This is a genomic window from Achromobacter sp. MUI-25009338, from assembly GCF_057359325.1.
The window spans coordinates 11875-33571 of record NZ_CM170627.1 but is presented as its reverse complement, the minus strand read 5'-3'; the positions used below and the strand labels follow the sequence as shown (position 1 = coordinate 33571).

Below are 21697 nucleotides of genomic sequence, written 5' to 3'. Positions count from 1 at the left end.
CTTTCGCATGAAACTGATCCTGGAACGCCGCCCCGAGCCCAGCCGCCTTGCGCTGGCGCTGGCCCCCGTCGCGGCCATCCTCTTTACGCTGGCCGTCTGTACGGTGCTGGTGGCCTGGGCCGGCGCGCCCGTGGGCCGCACCTACGCGCTGCTGTTCGACGGCGCCTTCGGCTCGCGCTTCGCGCTGTCGGAAACGCTCACGCGCGCCACGCCGCTGATGCTGACCGGCCTGGCCTGCGCCGTGGCCTTTCGCGCCCGCTTCTACAACATCGGCGCCGAAGGCCAGCTGTACCTGGGCGCGCTGGCCGCGGTCGCCGTCGGCGGGCTGCATGACGGCACCGGCTTCGACCTGCCGGCGCCCGTGCTGTTCGGCGGCATGATGCTGGCCGCCGCGCTGGCCGGCGCCTTGCTGCTGCTGATACCGGCGCTGCTCAAGACCCGGCTGGGCGTCGACGAAGTGGTCACGACCTTGCTGGGCAATTTCATCGTGCTGCTGTTCGTGTCCATGATGCTGGACGGCCCCATGAAAGACCCCATGGCCATGGGCTGGCCGCAATCCGTGGCGCTCAACGGCGATCTGGAGCTGGGCAAGCTGATCGAGCGCACGCGCGCCCACACCGGCCTGCTGTGGGCCGCCGGGCTGGCGCTCGGGCTGTGGCTCCTGAACCGCTACACCGTGTTCGGCTTCCAGATGCGCGCGGTGGGCGCCAACGCCCACGCCTCGCGCTTTCTGGGCCTGCCGGTCAACCGCGTCATGCTCGGCACCGCCATGCTGTCCGGCGCGCTGGCCGGCCTGGCTGGCGCCATCGAGGTGGCGGGCCGCACCGGCTACGTCACGCTGGACATGTCGCCGGGCTACGGCTACACCGGCGTGGTGGTCGCCATGCTGGCGGGGCTGCACCCGCTGGGCGTGATCCTGGCCAGTCTGTTCGTGGCCGGCATGCTGGTGGGCGCCGACAGCATGAGCCGCGCCATCGCCGTGCCCAACTACATCGCCGACGTCATCGTCGCCACGTCGCTGCTGGCCATGCTGGTCGCGACCCTGTTCGCGCAGTACCGCCTGCGCCGCAACCCCGCCTGAGAAACGCATCATGGAATGGATGGATCTGATGAGTTCCGCGGCCTTCTGGGTCGCCGTGCTGCGCCTGGCCACGCCGCTGATACTGGGCACGCTGGGCGTGCTGCTGTGCGAACGCGCCGGCGTGCTGAACCTGGGCATCGAAGGCATCATGGTGGCCGGGGCCTTCACCGGCTGGCTGGCCGTGTACCTGGGCGCGCCGCTCTACGTGGGGGTGCTGGCCGCGGGGCTGGCCGGCGCCGCGTTCGGCCTGCTGCACGCGGTGCTGACCGTGCCGCTGGGGCTGTCGCAGCACGTCTCGGGCCTGGGCGTGACGCTGCTGGCCACCAGCCTCAGCTACTTCGCCTACCGCGTCACCTTTCCCAGCGTGAACACGCCGCCCACCATCACCCCGTTCGCGGAAATGAAGTTCCTCGACGGCATCCCGCTGATCGGGCCGGTGCTGGCAGGGCAGACGCCCATGACGCTGATCGCGCTGGCCGCCGTGCCGCTGCTGGCCTGGGTGCTGAACCGCAGCCCGGTCGGCCTGGCGATCCGCATGGTGGGCGAGAACCCGGCCGCCGCCGAAGGCCAGGGCCTGTCGGTGACGCGCCTGCGCATGGGCGCCATCGTGGCCGGCTCCGCGCTGATGGGCGTGGCCGGCAGCTTCCTGACGCTGGCCGCCTTCAACGCCTTCTTCTTCAACATGGTCAACGGCCGCGGCTGGGTCTGCGTGGCGCTGGTGGTGTTCGCCTCGTGGCGTCCCGCCAAGGCGCTGCTGGGCGCGCTGATCTTCGCCTTCTTCGACGCGCTGCAGCTGCGCATGCAGCAGGGCGGCGCGGCCTTGCCCGGCCTGCCGGAACTGCCGTATCAGGTCTACCTGATGCTGCCCTATATTCTTTCCATACTCGCCTTGGTGGTGATGGCGCGCCGCGCCGCCTACCCGCAAGCGCTGATGAAGCCCTATCGAAAAGGCGAAAGATAAGCCCCCGAGCGCTACGCGCTTCCCCCGGGGGCAGCGCCACGGCGACCGACTGAAATCTTCAGCAAGGAACCTCATGCTCGACCTGATCATCAAGAACTGCACGCTGCCCGACGGCCGCCGGGACATCGACATCGGCATCGCCGATGGCCGCATCGCGGCGCTGGAACCGGCGCTGAAGGCCGCAGCGGCCCGCACGGTGGACGCCGCGGGGCAGCTGGTGACGTCGCCCTTCGTGGACGCGCACTTCCATATGGACTCCACGCTGTCCTTCGGCCTGCCGCGCGTGAACCAGTCGGGCACGCTGCTCGAAGGCATCGCGCTGTGGGGCGAGCTCAAGCCGCTGCTGACGCAGGAAGCGCTGGTGGAGCGCGCGCTGGCGTACTGCGATTGGGCCGTGGCCCGCGGCCTGCTGGCCATCCGTTCGCACGTGGACGTGTGCGACCCGCGCCTGCTGGCCGTCGAGGCGCTGCTGCACGTGCGCGAACGGGTCAAGCCCTACCTGGACCTGCAGCTGGTGGCGTTCCCGCAGGACGGCGTGCTGCGCGCCCCCGGCGCGCTCGACAACCTGAAGCGGGCGCTGGACATGGGCGTGGACGTGGTGGGCGGCATTCCCCATTTCGAACGCACCATGCAGGACGGCGCCGAATCGGTGCGCATTCTGTGCGAACTGGCCGCCGAACGCGGCCTGCGCGTGGACATGCATTGCGACGAAAGCGACGACCCCCTGTCGCGCCACATCGAAACCCTGGCCTATCACACGCAGCGCCTCGGCCTGCAAGGCCGCGTCACGGGTTCGCATCTGACGTCCATGCATTCCATGGACAACTATTACGTCTCCAAGCTGATCCCGCTGATGCGCGAAGCCGGCGTGGCGGCGATCGCCAATCCGCTGATCAACATCACGCTGCAGGGCCGCCACGACACCTATCCGAAGCGCCGCGGCATGACCCGCGTGCCGGAACTGCTGGCCGCCGGCGTGCCGGTGGCCTTCGGCCACGACTGCGTGATGGACCCCTGGTACAGCCTGGGTTCGGGCGACATGCTGGAGGTCGCCCACATGGGCCTGCACGTGGCCCAGATGACGGGCCAGGACGCGATGCGCGCCTGTTTCCAGGCCGTGACGAGCACGCCCGCCGCCATCCTGGGGCTGGACGACACCGGGCTGGCGGTCGGCAAGCGCGCCGACCTGGTGCTGCTGCAGGCGCGCGATCCCGTCGAAGCGCTGCGCCTGCGCGCCACCCGCCTGATGGTGATGCGCGCCGGCGAGGTCGTCGCGACCACGCCGCCGGCCACCGCCACGCTCAACCTGCCCGGCCGCCCCGCCCAGGTCAGCTTTCAGACACCGGACCGCTGACGAAGCCCGGACGCCGCGCCGCCGTCACGATGATCTCCACCAGCAGCTCCGGCGCGGCCAGCTTGGCCTCGCAGGTGGCGCGGGCCGGCATCGCCTGCGACGGCGCCCATTCGGCCCACACCGCGTTCATGCCGGCGAAATCGCGGTCGATGTCCTTCAGCCAGATCTGCACGGACAGCAGGCGCGACTTGTCCGTGCCGGCCTGCGCCAGATAGCCGTCTATCTTGGCCAGCACGTCGCGCGTCTGCTCGGCGATGCCGCCGGCAGCCGACGAGGTCACGCCCGCCAGGTACACCGTCTCGCCGTGGATCACGATGCGGCTCAGGCGCTGGTTGGAATCCTTGCGCACGATATCGGTCATTCTGCTTGCTCCTTTGCGGATGAATGGTCCCCCGATGCGGGGTTGGTAAAGCGTTCGATACTGAACGGCGCGATCGGCATGTCGGTCGCGCCGGTGGTGATCAGGTCGGCCATGATACGGCCCACGATGGGCCCCAGCTCAAAGCCGTGGGCCGAAAAGCCGAAGGCGTGGAAAGCAGTCTCGTGGCGGCTGCTGCGGCCGATCACGGGGATCTCGTCGGGCATGGCGGCCTCGATGCCGGCCCAGCCGCGGTTCACGACCGCGTCGCGCATGTGCGGGAACAGGTCGCAGACCGTGCGCGCGCCCTCGGCCAGCGAGCGGAAATCCAGTTCGGTCCATTCCGCGTCGCGGTCCACCCAGGCGCGCCGCCCGCCGCCGATCAGCACCGTGCCATTGGCGCGCTGCTTGAACGACAAGGCGCGGCCCGTGCCCAGCACCACGGGGTCCAGGAAATGGTCCATGCGCAGCGTCACCAGCATCATGGGGCTGATCGCGGTCAGCGGCACCGGTTCTCCCCATTGCTCGGCGATGCGGTCGGCCCAGGCGCCGGCGCAGTTCAGCACCTGCGGCGCGGTGTAGACGCCGGCATCCGTGTCCACGCGCCACTGGCCGGCCTCGCGCGTCACCCGGCGCACGCACACGCCCTCCAGGTAGCGCGCCCCCAGGCTGGCCGCCTTCATACGGAAGGCCAGCGTGGTGCGGTACGGATCGGCGGCGGCGTCCTCGCGCGCGATCAGCCCGCCCTGCACCGTGGGCGCCAGCGCCGGAATCAGCTCGCGCAGGGCTTCGGGACTTATCCACTGTTCGTGGGTATAGCCGTGCCCGGTCATGGTCTGCAGCCGGGCGCGCAGCAACGCGGCATCCTCGGCGTTCTCGGCCACGCGCACCTGGCCGTGCTGCTCGAAGCCGCAATCGTCGTCCACCAGTTCGCCGATGCGATACCAGAGCTCGCGCGAGGCCAGCGCCAGCGGCACCTCGGCCAGATGGCGCGACAAGGTGCGCACGCCGCCGGCGTTCACGCCCGAGGCATGCCGGCCCGCATAGTTCTTTTCGATCACCAGGGCCCGCACGCCCGCGCGCGCCAGATGCAGCGCCGCCGAGCTGCCGTGCAGCCCGCCGCCGATGATGATGACTTCCGCAGACGGCGTGGCGCCGGTCATGTCCGTTTCCTATTCAAGTGCGCGCAGCGGTTTACTTTTTTAAACGGACGACGGCCTGCCGGGATTCGTCCGTCTGCGGCAGCGACGCCAGTTCTCCCAGCGTCAGCGGCTTGGTCGGGAAGCGCAGCCGGTAATAGCCCACTTCCGGCGTCGGCACGCCGCGCTCCTCGGCGATGATCTCGGACACCGTCAGGCCGCAGAAGCGGCCCTGGCACGGCCCCATGCCGCAGCGCAGAAAGGCCTTCATCTGGTTCGGTCCGGAACATCCCAGCTTGACGGTCTCGCGCACCTGGGCGGCGGTGACTTCCTCGCAGCGACACACGATGGTGTCGCCGGTGGGCCGCCGGAAGGCCTCGGGCGCCTTGTACAGCGCGTCGAAGAACTCGCGGCCGCGGACCGCGCGGGCCAGGGCCGCGCGTGGCGCCGCGGCTTCGCCGTCGCGCCGGACGGCGTCGATGCGGCCCAGCAGGTGGGCGGCCTGCAAGGCCGCCAGCCGGCCGCGGTGTTCGGCCGCCAGCGCGCCCGCGATACCCGCGCCGTCGCCGGCCATGCCGATGCCGTCCACCGAGGTCAGGCCCCATTCGTCGACCTTGGGCTCCCAGCAGTCCAGCGCCTCGTTCCAGCGATGCTCCGCGCCCACGGCGCGCGACAGGTTCACGTTGGGCACCACGCCCTGGTGCAGCATCAGCTGCTCGGCGGGCAAGGTCTTGGTGACGCCGCCGGCCGTATAGCGCACGCTTTGCAGCTTGCCCTCGCCCAGCGCCTCCAGCGCCGTCACGCCGCGGACGATGGGCACCGCCGCCTTGACCGCGCGCAGCAGCTTCAGGCCCTTGCCCAGGTAGGGCGAACGCAGAAAGCCCCAGACTTTCGGCAGCGCCGGGCCCATGCGTCCCGGCGGCGTGGTCTCCAGCAGCGCGTCGATCTTCACGCCCGCGTTCAGGTACTGCCAGGCCACCAGGTACAGCAGCGGGCCGCAGCCGGCCAGCACCGTGCGGTCGGCCGGCACCACGCCCGCGGACTTCAGCAGGATCTGCGCCGCGCCGGCGGTGATCACGCCCGGCAGCGTCCAGCCCGGAATGGGGAAAGGGCGCTCCTGCGCGCCGGTGGCCAGCAGCAGCCGGCGCGCGTGCACGATGCGCGCCTCGCCCGCCACCGAATACGCCACCTCGAAACCTTTCTCGGGCTGCGGCGCGGTGTGCTCGGCCACGGCCCACACGGTGGCGCCCGGCACGTAGCGCGCGCCCGACTGCTGGAACGGCGCCACCAGCGAGGCGCCATGCCAGTAGTCCTCGCCCAGGATGCCGCGGTCGGTCACCGGAGTGGTGGTGATGGCGCGGTAGATCTGCCCGCCCGGCGCCGGCTGTTCGTCCAGCAGCACCGTGTCCACGCCCAGCTTCGCGGCCAGCGTGGCCGCCGCCAGTCCGGCCGGCCCCGCGCCCACCACCAGCAAATCGCATTGCGTCGTATCGATCATGCCTGCACCTTGCGCGCGCCCAGCTGGCGCTCGATTTTCATGCCTTCGCGCACGGCCGTCATGCAGCCCTGCTGGTTGGCCTGGCCGTCGATGGTGACCAGGCAGTCGTAGCACACGCCCATCATGCAATAGGGACCGCGCGGCACTTCGTTGACGGCCGTGTCGCGACAGGCCTGCACGCCGCCGGCGAACAACGCCGCGGCGACGCTGTCGCCCTGGCGGCAGCGCAGCTCGGCGCCGTTGACCGTTACACGCACCGGCGCGTCCTGCGCCTGGCGCTGCGCCTCGTCAAGCCTCTTGAACATGGAACCTCCGGGTCGAGAACGGCGCCATGTCGTCGGCCAGCGAGCCGGCGGCGATCATGGGCGCCAGATTGAGCGCGTGCGCGGCCGCCAGCGTCACGCCGCTGTGGCAGGTGGCGACGAACGCCCCCGGGCACGTTTCGGATTGCTGATAGATCGGGAAACCGTCCTTGGACATCACGCGCAGCGCCGCCCAGCTGCGCACCACGCGCACGTCGCGCAGCGCCGGCAGGGTGCGCACGGCGCGGTCGGCCAGCGTGCCCAGGATGGGCAGGCCCACCTGGTTGTCGGCGTAACCCGCCTCTTCCTGCGAATCGCCGATCAGCCAGGTGCCTTCGTCGGTCTGGCGCAGAGTGGACAGCGGCGTCTCCAGCATGCGGCGCGTGCGCTCCAGCACCACGATCTGGCCGCGCTGCGGGCGCACCGGCACGTCCAGGCCCAGTTGCGCGCCCAGCGCCTTGTTGGACAGGCCCGAGGCCAGCACCAGCTTGCGCGCGCGCACGGCGCCGGCCGGCGTGTCGATCTCGAACACGCCGTCGCGCTGGCGGATGCGCTGCGCCGGACGGCGCGGCAGGTAATCCACAACCCGCTGTGCAAAACTCATGTGCAGCGCGCGCAGCAGCTTGAGCGGGTTGGCGATGCCGTCGACCGGCGTCCAGGTCGCGCCGCGCACTTCCGGGCCGATGCCCGGCACCAGGTCCGCGAGCTCGGCGCGGTCCAGCAGCTTCCAGTCGTAGCTCGCCATGCCGGGCTGCGCCAGCAGGGTCTGCATGAACTTGACGCGGGCCTCCAGCTCCTCTTCGCTCAACAGCGCATGCAGGCCGCCGCGCTGCTCCAGGTGCACGTCCACGCCGGTTTCCTCCAGCAGCTGCGCCGCCAGCCGCGGCCAGCCCGTGGCCGAGGTCATGGTCCACACGCCGTAGCGCGGCAGGCCCATGCCCTTGCTCTGCACCCAGACCAGCCCGAAGTTGCCGCGCGAGGCCCGGTAGGCGACGTCGCCCTCGTCCAGCACGGCCACGTGGTCCAGTTCGCGCCGCAGGCCGTACGCGATGGCCGAACCGACCAGTCCTCCGCCTATCACCGCCGCGTCGTAGATCCCGCGATGCGCGGGCGCACGCGGCGCCAGTTCCGTTTCTTCCGTCATTAGCGTCCCTTTCCTACAAACAGCTTCTCCAGGCCCACCGCGCGGTCCAGGATGAATATGGCGATGATGGTCACGTAGATCAGCACGGCCGACACCGCGGTCACCAGCGGGTCGATCGTGTCTTCGATGTGCAGGAAGATGCGCACGGGCAGCGTGGTGGTCGACGGCGAGGCGATGAAGATGGACATCGTCAGTTCGTCGAAGCTGGTGATGAAGGCGATCACCCAGCCGCTGACCACGCCCGGCAGCAGCAGCGGCAGCACCACCCGCCGGAACGCCGTCCAGTTGGACGCGCCCAGCGATTGCGCCGCGCGCTCCAGCGCCGGGTCTATGCCGGTGGCCGAGGCCAGCACCAGGCGCAGCGCATAAGGCATGATCAGGATCACGTGCGCCACCACCAGGCCGAAATACGTGCCCGCCAGGTCCACCGTGGTGAAGAACTTCAGGAAGGCCAGGCCCAGCACCACGTGCGGAATCATCAGCGGCGACAGGAAAAACGCCACCAGCGCTTCGCGTCCGCGAAAGCGGTTGCGCGCCAGCGCCAGCGCGCTGGGCACGGCCAGCACGATGGCCAGGCTGGCCGACAGCGCGCCCAGGCCCAGGCTGAACCAGAAGGCGTCGACGAAGCGCGGGTTGTCCAGGATGGCGCGGAACCAGCGCAGCGACAGCCCGCCCGAAGGCAGGGAGATGAAGCCTTCGGACGTGAACGCCACCGCGCACACCATGACGATGGGCGCCAGGATGAAAAGAATGAAGAGCGTATGGAACAGCAGGCCGATGGGACCGTTCTTGAATGGCATCTCAGCCTCCCGCCTGGTTGAAGACCGCGCCGTACTTGCGCTCGATGATGCGGTTGGCCGACAGCAGCACCACCACGGTGGCCAGCAGCAGCACCACCGCCAGCGCCGCGCCCAGCGGCCAGTTCAAGGTGTTCAGGAACTCGTCGTAGGCGGCCGTGGCCACGTTCTTCAGGCGCCGTCCGCCGATGATGGCCGGCGTGGCGAAGGAGCTGGCCGCCATCGCGAACACCATGATCGCGCCCGACAAAATGCCCGGCATGACCTGCGGAATCACCACGCGCCAGATCACGGTGAACTGCGTCGCGCCCAGCGACAGCGCCGCGGCTTCGGTCGACGGCTTGATCCGCTGCAGCGAGGCCCACACCGAGATCACCATGAAGGGCACTAGCACGTGGGTGAGCGCGATGGCCACGCCCAGGTTGCTGTACATCAGGTCTATCGGCGTGGAGATCAGCCCTATGCCCATCAGCGCCTGGTTGATCAGGCCGGTGGAGCCGAACAGCAGCGCCCAGCCCAGCGTGCGCACCACCACCGATATCAGCAGCGGCCCCAGCACCACCATCAGGAACAGGCCCTTCCACGGATTGGCCATGCGCGACAGCACGTAGGCCTCGGCCGTGCCCAGCACCAGACAGGCCAGCGTGACCGCGGCGGCCACGCCGAAGGTGCGGGCGTAGATCTCGTAGTAATAGCCGTCGGAAAATATCTCGGCGTAGTTCTTCCAGGTGAACGCGGCCTGCATGCCGCCGTAGAACTGGAAGTCGAAGAAGCTGATCAGGATCACCAGCGCCATCGGCACCACCAGAAAGGTGGCGTACAGCGCAAGCGCCGGCGTGCTCAGCAGCCAGGGATTGGCGCGCGCGCTCATGATGGCCGGCCTTGCGGCGCCGCGTCCACCGCGCACATGTCCTGCGCGCGCCAGCGCAGGTGCACGGCCTCGCCTTCGGCCGGCACCGGCACGCCGTCGTTCTGGCGTATCACCAGCACGTCGCCCACCGAGGTCTCGACCTGGCACAGCCAGTGGTTGCCCTGGAATACGCGGGCCTTCATGCGCCCGGGCAGCGCACAGGCGGCAGGCTCGGAAAACAGGATTTTCTCGGGGCGCACGATCACGGCGCCGCGCGGCACCGGCGCGCCTTCCATGCTCAGGTGCGCCTCGCCGATGCGCGCGCGCGTCTCGCCGCCATAGTCTTCGGCCTGCGGCGTGAACACGTTCGCCTTGCCCAGGAAGCCGCCCACGAACTGGCTGGCCGGGCCTTCGTACGCCTGGAACGGCTCGGCCACCTGTTCCACGCGCCCCTGGTTCATCACCACGACCCGGTCCGACAGCGCCAGCGCCTCGGACTGGTCGTGCGTCACCAGGATGGTGGTGGTGCCCACCGTGCGCTGGATGCTGCGCAGTTCAAGCTGCATTTCCTCGCGCAGCTTGGCGTCCAGGTTGGACAGCGGCTCGTCGAGCAGCAGCACGCTGGGCCGGATGACCAGCGCGCGCGCCAGCGCCACGCGCTGCTGCTGCCCGCCCGACATGCGCGCCGGATGGCGGTCGGCCAGGTGCGACAGGCCCACCAGCTTGAGCGCTTCGGCCACGCGCGCCTCGCGCTCGTCCTTGCGGACCCGCTGCATCTCCAGTCCGAAAGACACGTTCTCGGCCGCCGTCATGTGCGGAAACAGGGCGTAGTTCTGGAACACCATGCCCAGCCCGCGCTTGTTGGCCGGCACCTTGCTGACGTCCCTGCCGTCAAGCACGATGCTGCCGCCGGTGGGCTCGACGAAGCCCGCGATCATCTGCAGCGTGGTGGTCTTGCCGCAGCCGGACGGCCCCAGCAGCGATATGAACTCGCCGCGGTTCACGGACAGGCTCAGGTCCTGCACCGCCACCGTGTCGCCATAGCGCTTGCTCAGGCCGTTCAAAACGAGATAAGTCATGGATGCTCCCGTGGGCTGCGCGGTCTCAGCGCTCGATTTCCCGCGTCCAGCGCTTGTTCCAGTCGTCGCGGTTCTGGTTGACGGTGTCCCAGTCGATCACGATCAGGTCGTCGGCGCGCTTGCCGATGGGCAGCGGCACGCGGGGATCGTCGGTGACCTTGGCCTTCTTGTTGACCGGGCCGTAGCCGTAGGCCGAGGCCAGCTTCTCCTGCACCTCGGGCGAGACCAGGTATTGCACGAAGGTCTGGGCCAGCGGATTGGCGTCGGGCTTGGCCACCGGGCAGACGGACGACAGCAGCGCGTAGGCGCCTTCCTTGGGATACACGAAGCCCACCGGGAAGCCGGTATCGACGAACGCCTTGACGCGGCCGCTGCCCCAGACCGAGATCACCGCCTGGCCGCTGGAAAACAGTTCCGTCATCTTGCCGGGCGAGGGCTCATAGACCAGCACGTTGGGGCCGACCTCGTTCTTGAAGGTGGCGAAGCCCGGATCGATTTTCTTCTCGCCGCCGCCGCCTTCGCGCGCGTACTCCACCAGCGCGTGCAGGCCGTAGGTGTTGTTCAGCGGCGGGATCACCAGCTGCTTTTTGTACTTGGGGTCCTTCAGGTCCTTCCAGGACTCGGGCGGCGCCCATTTCTTTTCCTCGAAGGCCTTCTTGTTGTACATGATGCCGGTGGCCACGATGCCGATGGCCACCGCCTTGTCGTCCTTGTAGCGGGCCGTGCCGTACAGGTCGTCGGCGGGCAGGCCCTTGATGGGCGCGCAGAAGCCCAGCGCGATGGCCTGGTACATGGGGCCGTCGTCGATGATGGCCACGTCGACCTGCTGGTTGCTCTTCTGCGCCTGCAGGCGCGCCACCGTGTTGGTGGAGTTGCCGGCCACGTAGTTCAGCTCGACGCCGTGCTGCTTGGCGAAAGGCGGGAAGATCTCCTTGCGCATGATGTCTTCGAACGAGCCGCCATATCCGGCCACCACCAGTTTCTGCGCCTGCGCGTTGGCGCCGAGTCCGGCGGCCATCGCCGCCGCCGCGAGCACTGCAAGTACCTTGCCCATGAAAACCCCCGAATATTTGGAAGAAAACTGCAAGAACCGCCGAATGCCGGCCGGAGCGGCGTACAATTTGTCCGGACATGAACATCCGGACAAATGATGGATCTCGCAAGACGCCATTGTCAATGGGTTATTGTCCGTATAAACCCCATATAACGATTGCAGGAGCCTTCCCATGACCCGATCCTCCGAGCGCGCGGCCGGCCCCGGCGGGGCGCGGCAAGCACACGGCAAACCGGAATCTCCGGCGCCGGGCGGCGAGTCCGACGGCCCCCGCTACAAGAGCATTTTCCGCACGCTCTCGCACGACATCCGCACCGGCCGCTACCCCGTCATGACGCTGCTGCCCACCGAACACGAGCTGTGCGAAATGTTCGACGCCAGCCGCCATACCGTGCGCGAAGCCGTGCGCATGCTGACCGTGGCCGGCATGGTGTCGCGCCGCCCCGGCGTGGGCACGCGGGTCGAGACCGCGCGCGCCAGCACCCGTTTCACGCAGCGCATTTCGCAGTTTCCCGACCTGCTGCAGTACGCGCGCAACGCCGCGCTGCTGGTGCGCGACGTGCGCACCGTCAAGCTCGGCAAGCGGCTGGCCGAAACGCTGGGCTGCGAAGCCGGCTTGTCCTGGCTGCATATCAACTCCATCAAGACCCTGGACGACCAGGACACGCCCGCGGCCTGCACGCTGATCTATGCCGACCCGGCCCATTCGGACGTCCAGGTCGAGGTCAAGTCGCGCATCTCGCTGCTGCGCCTGATCGAAGACCACTTCGGCGAGCGCATCACCGAAGTCAACCAGGAGTTCTCGGCCACCCCCATCGGCGCGCCGATGGCGCGGCAGCTGCGGGTCGAACCGAAAACGGCGGGCTTCGTCATCACGCGCCGCTACTATGGCGAGGGCGGCGTGCTGCTGCTGGCCACCATCACCACCTTCCCCCACGACAGGATGAAATACTCCATGACGCTCAACGTGGCGTGAACGCCGCGCGCTCGCCGTAGGCGGCGCGCGCGGCCTGCGCGCTGACCTTGCCGTCGGCCAGGTCCCGCTCGATGCGCGCCAGCGGCCGCTCCGAAGGCGGGCCGTAGCCGCCGCCGCCGGGGGTTTCGATACGCACGCTTTCGCCCGGCGCCAGCGCGATGTTGGCGGTCTTGGAAAACAGCACTTCTTCCTGCGGCGTGCCGAAATTGCGGATCAGGCGCGCACGGCGTCCGTCGCCGCCGCCGTCCACGCCGGCCGCCACGCCCACGGTGTGGCTGTCCGAGCGCGCCGAGAACACGATGCCCGGGCCGGCCGCGCGGATCTGCTTGGCGATGGCCAGGCCGCCGCGGGTGCGGCCCGCGCCGCCCGAGTCCGGGATCAGCGCGTACTCGTCCATCAGCAGCGGATACTCGTTTTCCAGGGCTTCCACCGGCAGGTTGGAGGTATTGGTCATGTGCACGTGCACCGCGTCCATGCCGTCGGCGTCCAGGCGCGCGCCGGCGCCGCCGCCCAGCGTTTCCAGGTACACGAAATGCCCGGCGCGCTCGCGCCAGCGGCCCGAGAACACGATCGCCGGGCAGCAGTCGTTGCTGGACGCCATGATCTTGTCCGGCGGCAGCAGGCCGCGGAACGCGCCGAAGATCGCGCCCGCCACTTTCTGCGCCGTGATGGAGCGCGCGCCCACGGCGGCCGGATGCTCGGGGTTGGTGATGGTGCCCACCGGGGCGGACAGCGTGATCGGATCGAACAGGCCGGCGTTGGGCGCCAGCTCGGGGTCCAGCAGCGCCTTGACGGCGTAGTACACGCAGGCGCGCAGGGCGTTGAACGGCAGGTTCATCGCGCCGCGCGCCTGCCCGCCGGAGCCCTCGAAATCGAAATGCAGGTTGTCCGGGCCGACGGTCAGCGTCACCTGGATGGGCACGGGATCGCCGCCCATGCCATCGTCGTCCAGGTCGCTGCGGAAGGTGTAGCTGCCCTGGCGCAGTTCGGCGATGCGGTTGAGCAGCCTGCGCCGCGTATAGGCGATCACGTCGTCCACCGAACGCAGCACCGCGTCCAGCCCCATCTGCCGGATCAGGCCCTGCACGGCGGCCGCGCCGCGCCGGTTGGTGGCCATCTGCACCCGCAGGTCCAGCACCCGTTCCTCGGGGTCGCGGGTGTTGGCGCAGATCAGGCGCAGCATGTCCTCGTCGGTTTCGCCATGCCTGGCGATGCGGCAGGCGGGAATGCGTATGCCTTCCTCGAAGATGGATTTCAGGCCGCCCGCGATCGATCCCGGCACCGCGCCGCCCACGTCGGAATGGTGCGCGATATTGGCCGCGAAGAAGCGCAGCGCGCCGTCCCAGAACACCGGGGTGACGACGTTGATGTCCGGCAGGTGGCTGCCGTCGGCCAGATAGGGATCGTTGCAGATGAAGACGTCGCCCTCGCGGATCCGGTCCAGCGGATAGCTGCGCAGAATCGCGCCCATCGCGCCGTCCAGCGAGCCCAGGTGCAGCGGAATCTGCGTGCCCTGCGCCACCAGGCGGCCGCGCGCGTCGAACAGCGCCACGGAGCAGTCCTTGCGCTCCTTGATGTTGGTCGAGAACGAGGCGCGCACCAGCGTGTTGTTCATGTCCTCGGTGATGGACAGCAGGCGGTTGCAGAACACCTCCATGCCGATGGGGTCCGCCAGCACGGCGGCGCCGGCCTTATCGGTCTTGCTCATGCGTGCCTCCTTGCAGGCGGATGATCAGGTTGCCGTATTCGTCCACGCTGGCCTGGTGGCCCACGCCGACCACGGTGGTGGAGCTCATTTCCTCGAGCAGCGCGGGGCCGGTGAAGCGTGCGCCGGTGGGCACGCGGTCGCGGTCGTACACCGGCGTGTCCACCCAGCCGTGGCCGGCGCCGAAATAGGCCTGGCGCCGGCCCAGCAGGGCGTCGTCGAGCGCGCCGCCCACGTGGCGCGGCGCCAGCGGCGCCTTGACCACCTGGCCCACGGCCTGCATGCGGCAATTGATGATCTGCACCTTGCGGTCGTCCACCGTGTAGCCGTATTCGCGCTCGTGCGCCTCGGCGAAGCGGCGCGCGAACTCGGCATAGCCGCCGGGACCGGTATCGTCCAGGCCGACCTGCACCTCGAAGTTCTGGCCCTCGTAGCGCGCGTCGATGGCGCTGTGGCAGGCGCGCAAGGCCGGGTCCACGCGCTCTTCGGCCAGCCAGTCCCGGGCCTGCGCGCGCAGCTCCCCGAAGATGGCCGAGATCGCGCTCCAGTTGTCGGGGCTGGCCAGCGAGATTTCGCTGCGCACGAAGTCGAAGGAGATGTCGCTGAGCAGAATGCCGCGCGCGCACATGGTGCCGGGCTCCTGCGGCACGATCACCGTCGGAATGCCGCATTCCTCGGCCACCTCGGCCGCATGCAAGGGACCCGCGCCGCCGTAGGCGTACAGGGCGAAACGCGACAGGTCGTAGCCGCGCTCGGTCGACACCGCGCGGATGGCCCGGCTCATGTTGGCCGCCGCGATGCGCAGAATGCCTTCGGCCGCCGCCTCCATGCCCAGCCCCAGCGGCTCGGCCACGCGCTGCTCGATCACCTGGCGGGCGGCCTGCGCGTGCACCGGCATGCGGCCGTTCAGCAGCGCCACCGGATTCAGGCGCTGCAGCGCGATCTCGGCGTCGGTAATGGTCGGCTCCTGGCCGCCGCGGCCGTAGCCCACCGGCCCCGGCACAGCGCCGGCGCTGTGCGGGCCGACCTTCAGCGCGCCCGCGTCGTCCAGCCAGGCGATGCTGCCGCCGCCGGCGCCGATCACGTGGATGTCGACCATGGGCGTCTTGACCGGATAGCCGGCCACCTGGCGGTGCGAAGTGAACAGCGGACGGCCATCGCATACCAGCGACACGTCGGTGCTGGTGCCGCCCACGTCGAAAGTCACCAGGTCCGGGCTGCCGATGGCGCGGCCCACCGCCGCCGCGCCCACCACGCCCGCGGCCGGGCCGGACAGGCAGGTGCGCACCGGATACTGGCGCACCGTGGCGATGGACATCAGGCCGCCGTTGGAGTGGATGGTGTGCGGTTCGTGGCGGATGTCCAGCTCGCGCACCCGCTGCAGGAAGCGTTCCAGGTAGCGCGCCATCTTCGGCCCCACCGCGGCGTTCAGCACGGTGGTCGACAGGCGCTCGTACTCGCGGAATTCGGGCAGCACGTCGGAAGACAGGCTGATGTAGGCCTGCGGCATGACCTCGGCCACGATCTGCGCGGCGCGGCGCTCGTGCGCGGGATTGCGGTAGGCGTGCAGGAAGCAGATGGTCACCGCCTCGATGCCGGCCTGCGCGTAGCGCTCGGCGGCCGCGCGCACCGCGGCTTCGTCCAGCGGCGTCAGCACCTCGCCCGCCGCATTGACGCGCTCGGCGACTTCGATGCGGAATTCGCGCGGCACCGCCACCGGCGGCTTGCCCACGCTGTAGTCGTACAGGTGCGGGCGCGTCTGGCGGCCGATCTCCAGCACGTCGCGAAAGCCCTGCGTGGTGATCAGCCCGACTCGCGCGCCCTTGCGTTCGATGATGAGGTTGGTGGCCACGGTCGTGCCGTGGCCCACGTGCGACACCTGCGCCGGCGAGACGCCGCGCTGCTCCAGCATCTGGCCGATGCCGGCGGCGATGGCCTCGGAGGGATCGTGCGGCGTGGAAGGCACCTTGTGGAAGTGCACCGTGCCGGCGTCCTCGTCGATCATCGTGAAGTCGGTGAACGTGCCTCCGACGTCTATCCCTATGCGATACATGTTCTCTTCCAGATTGAGTCTTGCGGGCCGGGACCCGGCGAAACGCGGGGGTTAGGAATCAGTCCAGGCGGATGCCGGCCTGCTTCACCACCTTGCACCACTTGCTGATTTCGTCCTTGATCATGGCGCCGAACGCCGGCCCGGCCACGTCGGACAGCTGCGCGCCCTGCTGTTCCAGATAGGCTTTCATCGCCGGCGCATGCAGGGTCTGCACCAGGCCGTCGGTGAGTTTCTGCCGCAACGGTTCCGGCATGTTGGCCGGCGCCAGCATGCCGAACCACACCATGGCCTCGTAGCCGGGATAGCCGGATTCCGCGACCGTCGGCACGTCGGGCAGCATGGGCGAGCGCTGCGGCGAGGTCACCGCCAGCGCCTTGATCTTGCCGTCCTTGATGTACGGGTAGGACGTCATCACCACGTCCATCATCATGTTGACCTGTCCGCCGACCAGGTCGATCAGCGCCGGCCCGGACCCGCGGTAGGGCACGTGCACGATGGACACGCCGGCGGTGGTCTTGAACAGCTCGGCGGCCAGGTGGTTGGACGTGCCCTGGCCGTTGGAGGCGAAGGAATACTTCTCGGGCGCCTGCTTCAGCAGCGCCACGAACTCCTTCAGGTTGCCGGCCGGCACCGACTGGTTCACCGACATCACGTTGGGAATCGTGGCCACCACGGCCAGCGGCGTGAAGTCCTTGACGGCGTCGTAGGGCAGCTTGGAATAGACGCAGGGCGCGCTGCCGTGCGTGCTGACCGATCCCATCAGGATGGTGTAGCCGTCGGCCGGCTGGCGCGCCACGTATTCCGTGCCCACGGTGCCGCCGGCGCCCGGCCGGTTCTCGACGATGACGTTGGCGGACAGGCGCTGGCCCAGCCCTTCGGCGATCTTGCGCGCGATCAGGTCGGTGGAGCCGCCCGCGGCGAACGGCACCACGATGCGGATCACCTTGTCCGGCCAGGCGGCGCTGGCCGAACCGGCCGCCGCGGCCAGCACGGCGCCCGCGGCAATGCGACAGCAATTGCGTAACAGCCCTTTCTTCATGGCTAGGTTTCCCCTTGTTGATAGAACTTCCTGGTGGCCGGTTCATGCGCGTCCGGCGCGTACTCGTTCGCTGCAACAACGGGGTCATGCTAGGCCCGCCGATTCGATGACAGCAGTCCTGCAGGTTTATATTTGTATAAACGCCATTTATGAGGCCGCAGCGTGAAGAATCCGGACCTGAACCTGCTTTTGCATTTCGATGCGCTGATGGCCTGCCGCAACGTGTCGCGCGCGGCCGAGCAGCTCGACATCAGCCAGCCGGCCATGAGCGCGGCCCTGAACCGGCTGCGCCAACTGTTCGGCGACCCCCTGCTGGTGCGCGAAGGCGGTGCCTGGCAGCCCACGCCGCGGGCGCATGAACTGCACCAGAACTTCAAGCCGCTGCTGGAAGGCTGGCATCGCGCCACGCGCACGCGCGAGGCGTTCGACCCCGCGCACTCGTCGCGCACGCTGTCGTTCTACGCCACCGATTACGTGCAGTACACCTTGCTGCCCAAGTTGATACCCCGGCTGGCGGTGGACGCGCCGCACTTCCAGCTGCAGATCGTGCCGGCCCGGCCGCAGCACGGCCTGAGCATGCTGGACACCAACCACGTGGAACTGATCGCGGGCTACTTCCCCGATCCGGCGCCCGACCTGCGCACGCGCTTCCTGTACCAGGAGCCGGCGGTGTGCATCGTGCGCGAAGGCCATCCCTGCCTGCGCAAGCGCTGGAACCTGGACGCCTACCTGAGCTACGGGCATCTGGACCTGGCCGCGCACACGCGCTATTTCAGCACCGCGATCGACCGCATCCTGATGGGGCACAACCGCAGCCGCAAGATCGTGGCGACCCTGTCGAGCTACCTGGTGTGCCCGTTCATCGTCGAGGGCTCCGACCTGATCGCGACCATGCCGGTCAGCATCGCGCGCGCCATGTCCGGCAGCGCGCGCATCGTGACGCAGAAGGTCCCGCTGACGCTGCCGCCCATCGCGGTATCGCTCTACTGGCACGAGCGCTACCAGGACGATCCCGCGCACGCCTGGCTGCGCCAGTACCTTGCAGGCGTGCTCGGCTGAAGCGGCCCGCCGCCTACTTCAACGGCAGGTGGATGCGGGTCAGCAGCTGCGACGGCGGCGTGCTGCGCGGATCGTTCATGTACTGCTCGAACATGGGGAAGTCGGCCGGCACCATGCCGCTGCCCGGCAGCCATTGCGAGAACAGCCAGTTATAGGCCTTGTCCATCTCGTTGTAGGGGCCGGTGTGCGCCAGCACCGCGCAGCGGCCCGCCGGGATCTCGAAGCGCTCGAAACCCTCGCCCGGCGCGACGTCGGCCGCGATGGGCACGCCGGCCAGCGAACGCAGCTCGCGCGCCGGCACCTGTTCGGGGTCGTCGAAATACACGCCGTAGCCGCAGGCGTCGCGCGCGGCCAGGCCGCGGCTGGCGGCCAGCATGAAGGCGCGGTCGAACACGGGGCCGATGTCCTGGTAGCTGCCGCGGTGCGGCAGGGCCGCCAGAATCACGCCGGGAAAGTTCTCGATGGTGATGGGATACATGCCTAGCTCCTGAGGGTCGAAGGGACGGGAGCGGGCGGCGCGATAGCGTCCCGGCGCCATGCCGAAGACCGCGCCGAAGGCCCGGTTGAACGCGGCGTCCGACTCGTAGCCGGCGCGCTGCGCCACCTCGCGCAAGGAAACCTGGGACCCCGCCAGCGCGGCCGCCGCGCGGTGCATGCGGATGCGCTGCACCGTGGCGTTCACCGTTTCCCCCATCATCGCGCGATAGACGCGATGGAAGTGGTACGGCGACAGGCAGGCCAGGTCGGCCAGCCGGTGCAGGTCCGGATCGGCGTCGGGATGGCTTGCCAGCCAGCGCAGGACCGGGTCCAGGCGCCGGGCGTAGTGGGTTAGGGTTCCAGGCTTCATGCGAGCTCCTTGGAGTGCAATGTAGTGGGGCGGCGTTTGCAGATCTTGCGAAAAAAAAGCCGGACGCACAGGCGTCCGGCATGTTCTCGTTCCTGCGGCGGACAGCTCAGGTCGGATAGGTGCCCGGCAGCAGGATGCTGCGGTCGCCCGGCACGATGGCGCGGCGGCCGCAGAGCGCCATGGTGGTGTCCATTTCCTTGTACAGGATCTCCAGCGCGCGGGTCACGCCCGCCTGGCCGTAGGCGCCCAGGCCGTACAGGAAGGCGCGGCCGATCATGGCGCCGCGCGCGCCCAGCGCCACCGCCTTGAGGATGTCCTGGCCCGAACGGATGCCGCCGTCCATCCACACCTCGATCTTCGAGCCTACGGCATCGGCGATCGAGGGCAGGGCGGCGATGGACGACATGGCGCCGTCGAGCTGGCGTCCGCCATGGTTGCTGACGATCAGCGCGTCGGCGCCGCTGTTGGCGGCCAGCTGCGCGTCCTCGACGTCCAGGATGCCCTTGATGATGAGCTTGCCGCCCCAGCGCTGCTTGATCCATTCGACGTCGTCCCAGCTCAGGCGCGGGTCGAACTGTTCGGCCGTCCACGACGACAGCGAGGACAGGTCGCTCACGCCCTTGGCGTGGCCGACGATGTTGCCGAAGGTGCGGCGCTTGGTGCCCAGCATGCCCAGGCACCAGCGCGGCTTGGTCGCCAGGTTGATGAGGTTGCGCAGGGTGGGCTTGGGCGGCGTGGACAGGCCGTTCTTGATGTCCTTGTGGCGCTGGCCCAGGATCTGCAGGTCCAGCGTCAGCACCAGCGCCGAGCAGCCGGCCGCCTTGGCCCGGTCGATCAGGTTGCCGACGAATTCGCGGTCGCGCATCACGTAGAGCTGGAACCAGAACGGCTTGCCGGTGGCCGCCGCCACGTCTTCCAGCGAGCAGATGCTCATGGTCGAGAGCGTGAAAGGCACGCCGAAATCCGCCGCCGCCTTGGCCGCCAGGATCTCCCCGTCGGCGTGCTGCATGCCGGTCAGGCCGGTGGGCGCGATGGCCAGCGGCATGATCGCGTCCTGGCCCGCCAGCGTGGTGCGCAGCGACCGGCCTTCCATGTTCACCGCCACGCGCTGGCGCAGCTTGATCTTCTGGAAGTCGCTTTCGTTGGCGCGGTAAGTGCCTTCGGTCCAGGCGCCGGAATCCGCGTAGTCGTAAAACATGCGCGGCACGCGTTTCTGCGCGACGACGCGCAGATCTTCGATGCAGGTGATCGTAGAAAGGTTAGCGGTCATGGGTGTCTATGGAGTGATGAGGGGCGCGGGCCGGACTCGTTATTGATTTTCTGGTCCCCGGGACCAGCGGCTGCTGGCGCCCCGGGCGGTCCCGCGGGGCTCACGAACCCCGCGGCGCTGCCCAGTATACGCGCCGGGGCCGGCAAGCGTCGCTTGCCGGCCCCGGTCGCCCCCCAAAATCGCAAGGGCCTGCGCGGCCCCTGCGTCCCCTATCGCGGCCAGACCTTGGAGACCGCGCGTATCGTGGCCCAGGCCACCCAGCGCGGGCTGGTCAGGCGCGCCGCCGGCAGGCGGCGCATCACGTCCACGGCCAGCCCGCCGCGCTTGTGCCATTGCTTCTTGCGCGTCTGGCTGTCGGTCCAGCGGCCCTCCAGCCACGGAAACTCGCGGCGGCCCGGCTTGTAGACCGGCGGCGTGTTGTAGATCAGGATGTAAGCCAGGCGCGGCGCGGACGAAGTGTTGGGCCCCGTGAAATGCAGGGTGCGGGCGTCGTGCACGGTGATCCCGCCCGGCTCCAGCGGCTCCGGCACGGCCAGCTCGCGCGCGAAATCGCCGCAGCACTCCAGCGGATGCAGGCTCTTGTCGCCGCCCGGCGAACGGTGCTCCAGCACCTCCCATTTGTTCGAGCCGGGAATGAACTGCATGCAGCCGTTCTCGACCGTGGCCGGTTGCAGCGCCAGCCAGATGCTGAGCTCGTTGTAGACGAAATCCGGCGAACGGAAGGCCTCGTCCTGGTGCCAGGGCGTCTCGGGACCGTCGGGGCCGGGCTTGAGCAGGGCGTGCTCGCCGTAGAGCGCGGCGTCCTCGCCCAGCAGCTGGCGGGCCAGTTCCAGCGTGCGCTCGTGGTAGACGGTCTTGAGCAGGCCCGGGGCATAATGGCGCGGATCGTGCAGACTGGGAAACTTGGCGGGCTTGGACGGATCGTCGCGGCTCACGAAGTCGTATTGCGCACCCTCGTTGTAGCCGGTCTTGTTGGCGAACAGATCCATCAGGGTACGGCGGATGTAGCCCACTTCATCCTGCGGGCACATGTCCTTCAGGGCCAGATACCCTTGTTCCCTGTAGCGCGCTGTCTCTACTTCCGACAACAAACTGGTCTCTTCCATAATGGCTTCTCCAAGCTCTGGTAGC

At 69.0% G+C, this 21697-nt stretch carries 20 protein-coding genes; 5 read left to right on the top strand and 15 right to left on the bottom strand.

Features of this window, described 5'->3' with window-relative positions; genetic code table 11:
• Positions 1-7 precede the first annotated feature (7 nt).
• The 3 genes from AC1IQ6_RS00155 (at position 8) to AC1IQ6_RS00145 (ending at position 3396) form a co-directional block, all read left to right on the top strand.
• On the top strand, positions 8-1081 hold the full coding sequence (locus AC1IQ6_RS00155) for an ABC transporter permease (protein WP_102772907.1): 1074 nt from the start codon (positions 8-10) through the stop codon (positions 1079-1081).
• 10 nt (positions 1082-1091) lie between these two features.
• Positions 1092-2042 carry an ABC transporter permease gene (locus tag AC1IQ6_RS00150; protein WP_485865615.1) on the top strand — a complete coding sequence of 317 codons (951 nt, stop codon included), beginning with the start codon at positions 1092-1094 and terminating at the stop codon, positions 2040-2042.
• Between the two features lie 73 nt (positions 2043-2115).
• Positions 2116-3396 (top strand): amidohydrolase family protein, encoded by a 1281-nt coding sequence (locus tag AC1IQ6_RS00145; protein ID WP_111826265.1) that lies wholly within the window; start codon positions 2116-2118, stop codon positions 3394-3396.
• Here AC1IQ6_RS00145 and AC1IQ6_RS00140 read toward each other — a convergent pair.
• Genes AC1IQ6_RS00140 through AC1IQ6_RS00100 form a run of 9 tightly spaced genes read right to left on the bottom strand, consistent with a single transcriptional unit; the run spans position 3371 to position 11617 of the window.
• Entirely contained in the window at positions 3371-3757 is a 387-nt protein-coding gene (locus AC1IQ6_RS00140) for a RidA family protein (RefSeq protein ID WP_102772904.1), read from the bottom strand. The genes AC1IQ6_RS00145 and AC1IQ6_RS00140 overlap by 26 nt on opposite strands.
• Positions 3754-4917 carry an NAD(P)/FAD-dependent oxidoreductase gene (locus AC1IQ6_RS00135; protein ID WP_111826266.1) on the bottom strand — a complete coding sequence of 388 codons (1164 nt, stop codon included), beginning with the start codon at positions 4915-4917 and terminating at the stop codon, positions 3754-3756. Before AC1IQ6_RS00135 ends, AC1IQ6_RS00140 begins: the two co-directional genes overlap by 4 nt.
• A 31-nt stretch (positions 4918-4948) precedes the next feature.
• Positions 4949-6391 (bottom strand): FAD/NAD(P)-dependent oxidoreductase, encoded by a 1443-nt coding sequence (locus AC1IQ6_RS00130; RefSeq protein ID WP_485865614.1) that lies wholly within the window; start codon positions 6389-6391, stop codon positions 4949-4951.
• On the bottom strand, positions 6388-6696 hold the full coding sequence (locus tag AC1IQ6_RS00125; protein ID WP_102772901.1) for a (2Fe-2S)-binding protein: 309 nt from the start codon (positions 6694-6696) through the stop codon (positions 6388-6390). The genes AC1IQ6_RS00130 and AC1IQ6_RS00125 overlap by 4 nt, the downstream gene beginning before the upstream one ends.
• A complete protein-coding gene (locus AC1IQ6_RS00120) occupies positions 6680-7837 on the bottom strand; it encodes an NAD(P)/FAD-dependent oxidoreductase (protein ID WP_168202201.1) in 1158 nt (385 codons plus the stop codon). The genes AC1IQ6_RS00125 and AC1IQ6_RS00120 overlap by 17 nt, the downstream gene beginning before the upstream one ends.
• On the bottom strand, positions 7837-8637 hold the full coding sequence (locus AC1IQ6_RS00115) for an ABC transporter permease (RefSeq protein ID WP_102772900.1): 801 nt from the start codon (positions 8635-8637) through the stop codon (positions 7837-7839). Before AC1IQ6_RS00115 ends, AC1IQ6_RS00120 begins: the two co-directional genes overlap by 1 nt.
• Position 8638: 1 nt before the next feature.
• Positions 8639-9505, bottom strand: a complete 867-nt coding sequence (locus AC1IQ6_RS00110; RefSeq protein ID WP_485865613.1) for an ABC transporter permease — start codon at positions 9503-9505, stop codon at positions 8639-8641.
• Complete coding sequence (locus AC1IQ6_RS00105; protein ID WP_102772898.1) at positions 9502-10563, bottom strand: ABC transporter ATP-binding protein; 1062 nt, start codon at positions 10561-10563, stop codon at positions 9502-9504. The genes AC1IQ6_RS00110 and AC1IQ6_RS00105 overlap by 4 nt, the downstream gene beginning before the upstream one ends.
• 25 nt (positions 10564-10588) lie before the next feature.
• Positions 10589-11617 carry an ABC transporter substrate-binding protein gene (locus AC1IQ6_RS00100; protein ID WP_485865612.1) on the bottom strand — a complete coding sequence of 343 codons (1029 nt, stop codon included), beginning with the start codon at positions 11615-11617 and terminating at the stop codon, positions 10589-10591.
• A gap of 172 nt (positions 11618-11789) precedes the next feature.
• Between AC1IQ6_RS00100 and AC1IQ6_RS00095 the strand changes: the two genes are divergently transcribed.
• Positions 11790-12593 carry a GntR family transcriptional regulator gene (locus tag AC1IQ6_RS00095; protein WP_111826269.1) on the top strand — a complete coding sequence of 268 codons (804 nt, stop codon included), beginning with the start codon at positions 11790-11792 and terminating at the stop codon, positions 12591-12593.
• Here AC1IQ6_RS00095 and AC1IQ6_RS00090 read toward each other — a convergent pair.
• The 3 genes from AC1IQ6_RS00090 to AC1IQ6_RS00080 are packed head-to-tail and all read right to left on the bottom strand — an operon-like array spanning position 12580 to position 17390.
• Positions 12580-14301, bottom strand: a complete 1722-nt coding sequence (locus tag AC1IQ6_RS00090) for a hydantoinase B/oxoprolinase family protein (protein ID WP_485865611.1) — start codon at positions 14299-14301, stop codon at positions 12580-12582. The two genes, AC1IQ6_RS00095 and AC1IQ6_RS00090, sit on opposite strands and share 14 nt — an antisense overlap.
• The gene (locus AC1IQ6_RS00085) at positions 14285-16351 is read right to left on the bottom strand and encodes a hydantoinase/oxoprolinase family protein (protein ID WP_485865610.1); all 2067 of its coding nucleotides are present in this window, start codon (positions 16349-16351) and stop codon (positions 14285-14287) included. Before AC1IQ6_RS00085 ends, AC1IQ6_RS00090 begins: the two co-directional genes overlap by 17 nt.
• A gap of 58 nt (positions 16352-16409) precedes the next feature.
• Entirely contained in the window at positions 16410-17390 is a 981-nt protein-coding gene (locus AC1IQ6_RS00080; RefSeq protein ID WP_485865609.1) for a Bug family tripartite tricarboxylate transporter substrate binding protein, read from the bottom strand.
• Between the two features lie 162 nt (positions 17391-17552).
• On the opposite strand from AC1IQ6_RS00080, the gene AC1IQ6_RS00075 reads away from it, so the two are divergent.
• Positions 17553-18449, top strand: a complete 897-nt coding sequence (locus tag AC1IQ6_RS00075) for a LysR family transcriptional regulator (RefSeq protein ID WP_246842480.1) — start codon at positions 17553-17555, stop codon at positions 18447-18449.
• Between the two features lie 13 nt (positions 18450-18462).
• Here AC1IQ6_RS00075 and AC1IQ6_RS00070 read toward each other — a convergent pair whose 3' ends face one another.
• From AC1IQ6_RS00070 to AC1IQ6_RS00060, 3 genes are all read right to left on the bottom strand, one after another.
• Positions 18463-19296: an AraC family transcriptional regulator gene (locus AC1IQ6_RS00070; protein WP_102772892.1), complete on the bottom strand. Its 834-nt coding sequence runs from the start codon at positions 19294-19296 to the stop codon at positions 18463-18465.
• Positions 19297-19402: 106 nt separating this feature from the next.
• Positions 19403-20566, bottom strand: a complete 1164-nt coding sequence (locus AC1IQ6_RS00065) for an alpha-hydroxy acid oxidase (RefSeq protein ID WP_485865608.1) — start codon at positions 20564-20566, stop codon at positions 19403-19405.
• Positions 20567-20775: 209 nt separating this feature from the next.
• Positions 20776-21672 (bottom strand): phytanoyl-CoA dioxygenase family protein, encoded by an 897-nt coding sequence (locus AC1IQ6_RS00060; RefSeq protein WP_102772890.1) that lies wholly within the window; start codon positions 21670-21672, stop codon positions 20776-20778.
• Positions 21673-21697 lie beyond the last annotated feature (25 nt).